The organism is Neisseria sp. P0022.S010, assembly GCF_051956635.1.
This window is the reverse complement of sequence record NZ_JBQCXF010000317.1, coordinates 1-3,440: the sequence shown is the minus strand read 5'-3', so window position 1 is coordinate 3,440 and position 3,440 is coordinate 1. Positions and strand designations below refer to the sequence as shown.

3 protein-coding genes and 1 pseudogene are annotated in these 3,440 nt (G+C 51.4%); 3 read left to right on the top strand and 1 reads right to left on the bottom strand.

Annotated features, from left to right (window positions below):
* Positions 1–222, bottom strand: a pseudogene (locus tag ACTHUT_RS15980) (leucyl aminopeptidase); the annotation flags it as partial.
* A 62-nt stretch (positions 223–284) separates the two neighbouring features.
* Here ACTHUT_RS15980 and lptF point away from each other — a divergent pair.
* From lptF to ACTHUT_RS15965, 3 genes are all read left to right on the top strand, one after another.
* Positions 285–1,400 carry an LPS export ABC transporter permease LptF gene (gene lptF / locus ACTHUT_RS15975; RefSeq protein WP_003686055.1) on the top strand — a complete coding sequence of 372 codons (1,116 nt, stop codon included), beginning with the start codon at positions 285–287 and terminating at the stop codon, positions 1,398–1,400.
* Positions 1,397–2,467: an LPS export ABC transporter permease LptG gene (gene lptG / locus ACTHUT_RS15970; protein WP_070591333.1), complete on the top strand. Its 1,071-nt coding sequence runs from the start codon at positions 1,397–1,399 to the stop codon at positions 2,465–2,467. The genes lptF and lptG overlap by 4 nt, the downstream gene beginning before the upstream one ends.
* Positions 2,468–2,586: 119 nt before the next feature.
* A partial coding sequence (locus tag ACTHUT_RS15965) for a glycosyltransferase (RefSeq protein ID WP_440419043.1) occupies positions 2,587–3,440 on the top strand: 854 nt, incomplete at its 3' end.

Below are 3,440 nucleotides of genomic sequence, written 5' to 3'. Positions count from 1 at the left end.
TTCTTCAAGGGAAGCGAAGAGGGCGAGGGCAGTCGGGTTGCTCAGTTGCGATGCTTCGGCGCAGACAAATAATTGCGCACCTGCCTGTTGAGCCTGCAAAGTTTCGGCTTTTGTGCTAAATTTCACGTTTATTCTCCTGATTGGAACGGTTGTCGGTTGTTCAGACGGCCTGTTGACCAACCGTCCGAACAGATGAAAATCATTGTACTCCATTTGTGTCATGCCGTCTGAAGCCTTATTAATAAATATAGGTTTCCCATAAACCGTATACCACGCTCAATCTTATGATTTACCAAAGAAACTTTATTAAAGAACTTTCCTTTACCGCCGTCGGCATCTTTGTCGTCCTCTTGGCGGTATTGGTGTCCACGCAGGCCATCAACCTGCTTGGCCGCGCAGCCGACGGGCGTGTCGCCATCGATGCCGTGTTGGCCTTGGTCGGCTTCTGGGTAATCGGCATGACTCCGCTTTTGCTGGTGTTGACCGCATTTATCAGTACGTTGACTGTATTGACCCGCTACTGGCGCGACAGCGAGATGTCGGTTTGGCTTTCTTGCGGCTTGGCATTGAAACAATGGATACGCCCGGTCATGCAGTTTGCCGTGCCGTTTGCCATTTTGATTGCCGTCATGCAGCTTTGGGTGATGCCGTGGGCAGAGTTGCGCAGCCGCGAATATGCCGAAATTTTGAAGCAGAAGCAGGAATTGTCTTTGGTGGAAGCCGGTGAGTTCAATAACTTGGGCAAGCGCAACGGCAGGGTTTATTTTGTCGAAACCTTCGATACTGAATCCGGCATCATGAAAAACCTGTTTCTGCGCGAGCAGGACAAAAACGGTAACGACAACATCGTTTTTGCCAAAGAGGGCAATTTTTCGCTGACCGACAATAAACGCACGCTTGAATTGCGCGACGGCTACCGTTACAGCGGTACGCCCGGCAAAGCCGATTACAACCGCGTTTCTTTCCAACACCTCAGCCTGATTATCAGCACCACGCCCAAACTCATCGACCCTGTTTCACACCGCCGTACCATTCCGACCGCCCAACTGATTGGCAGCAGCAATCCCCAACACCAGGCGGAATTGATGTGGCGTATTTCCTTGACCGTCAGCGTTTTGCTGTTGTGCCTGCTTGCCGTGCCGCTTTCCTATTTCAATCCGCGCAGCGGCCATACCTACAATATCCTGATTGCCATCGGTTTGTTTTTGGTTTACCAAAACGGGCTGACCTTCCTGCGCAATGCCGTGGAAGACGGCAAAATCCATTTCTGGCTCGGACTGCTGCCTATGCACATCATCATGTTTGTGATTGCCGTCGTCCTGCTGCGCGTGCGCAGTATGCCCAGCCAACCCTTCTGGCAGGCGGTTGCCAAAAGTCTGACATTGAAAGGCGGAAAATGAACCTGATTTCACGTTACATCATCCGTCAAATGGCGGTTATGGCAGTTTACGCCCTCCTTGCCTTCCTCGCTTTGTACAGCTTTTTTGAAATCATCAACGAAGTCGGCGATCTTGGAAAAGGCAGCTATAACGGCGCAAAATTGGGGCAGTATGTTTTAATGCAGATGCCTGCGCGCGCCTATGAACTGATGCCGCTCGCCGTTTTGATCGGCGGCCTGATTTCCCTCAGCCAACTGGCTTCCGGCAGCGAGCTGACCGTCATCAAAGCCAGCGGCATGAGCACCAAAAAGCTGCTGTTGATTCTGTCGCAGTTCGGTTTGATTTTCGCCATTGCCACCGTCGCGCTTGGCGAATGGGTTGCACCCACGCTGAGTCAAAAAGCCGAAAACATCAAAGCCGCCGCCATCAACGGCAAAATCAGCACCGGCAATACCGGCCTTTGGCTGAAAGAAAAAAACAGCATTATCAACGTGCGCGAAATGTTGCCCGACCATACGCTTTTGGGCATCAAAATTTGGGAGCGCAATGATAAAAATGAACTGACCCAAGCGGCAGAAGCCGAATCCGCCGTTTTGAATCCCGACGGCAGCTGGCAGCTGAAAAACATCCGCCGCAGCATATTGGGCGAAGATAAAGTCGAGGTTTCCACCGCCGCCGAAGAAAACTGGCCGATTTCCGTCAAACGCAACCTGATGGACGTATTGCTCGTCAAGCCCGACCAAATGTCTGTCGGTGAATTGACCACCTACATCGACCATCTGGAAAAAAACAACCAAAATACCCAAGTCTATGCCATCGCATGGTGGCGCAAGCTGGTGTATCCCGTTGCCGCATGGGTGATGGCGCTTGTTGCCTTCGCCTTTACGCCGCAAACCACGCGCCACGGCAATATGGGCTTGAAACTCTTCGGCGGTATCTGCCTCGGTTTGCTGTTCCACTTTGCCGGACGGCTCTTCGGCTTTACCAGCCAGTTGTACGGCGTACCGCCATTTTTGGCGGGTGCATTGCCGACGGTTTTGTTTGCACTGTTGGCGGTGTATCTGATACGCCGTCAGGAAAAAAGATAAGGCAAAATAAACTTCAGGCCGTCTGAAAGGCAATCTTCAGACGGCCTGAGTATTTTGTGTGCAAAAAACAAAATGCTAAAGTAAAATAATACCTTTCCAAACCAATGCGGCTATTGAAAATGTCCCAAACCATCTGCTTGAATATGATTGTCAAAAACGAAGCGGCAATCATCGAAGAAACACTGGCCAACATCACCGACCACATTAAACTTGACTACTATGTCATCAGCGACACCGGCTCGACCGATGATACCGCCGGCGTGATCCGCCGCTTTTTCGATGCAAAGGGCATCGCGGGCGAGATTCATCATGATGGTTGGCAAAATTTTGCGTACAACCGCAATCAGGCGTTGAAACACGCAAAAGGCAAAACCGATTACGTGTTGATTTTTGATGCGGACGACCGCTTTGAAGGTAAATTGGAATTGCCCGAGCTGACAGCCGACCGTTACCGCCTCCGCATGAGAAATGCCATGGGCAGCGTGGTTTATTACCGTCCGCTGTTGTTGCGCAATGACGGAACATTCTACTGGCGCGGCGTGTTGCACGAATTTATCGAAACCGACAAACAAGATACCAGTGAAGCCACGCTTCATGGCGACTATACGGTCCTCAGCGGCCGTTTCGGCGCACGCAGCAATATGGCGAACAAATACCTGCTTGACGCCGTTTCTTTGGAAAAAGCGTTTTACAGCCCTGAAGATGAAGACCTGAAACCGCGTTACGCCTTTTATGCGGCACGTTCTTATTGGGACTCTGATATGCCCGAGCGTGCGAGCGAATGGTTTAAAAAACGCATCGAGTTGGGCGGTTGGATCGAGGAAGTGACGGTTTCTTACCAACAGCTGGGCGAGTGCTACAAATTAATGGGCAAACGCGATGAAGCCTTGGCGACTTGGTTGGCAGGCTACGATTACAACCCGCGCCGTGCCGAGTGTCTCTACCTTGCGCAAACCATGCTGCGCCAGGAAGG

Excerpts from the sequence above, each read along its gene's own strand:
- lptF (WP_003686055.1), top strand. The coding sequence starts at position 285 with ATGATTTACCAAAGAAACTTTATTAAAGAACTTTCCTTTACCGCCGTC.
- lptG (WP_070591333.1), top strand. The coding sequence starts at position 1,397 with ATGAACCTGATTTCACGTTACATCATCCGTCAAATGGCGGTTATGGCA.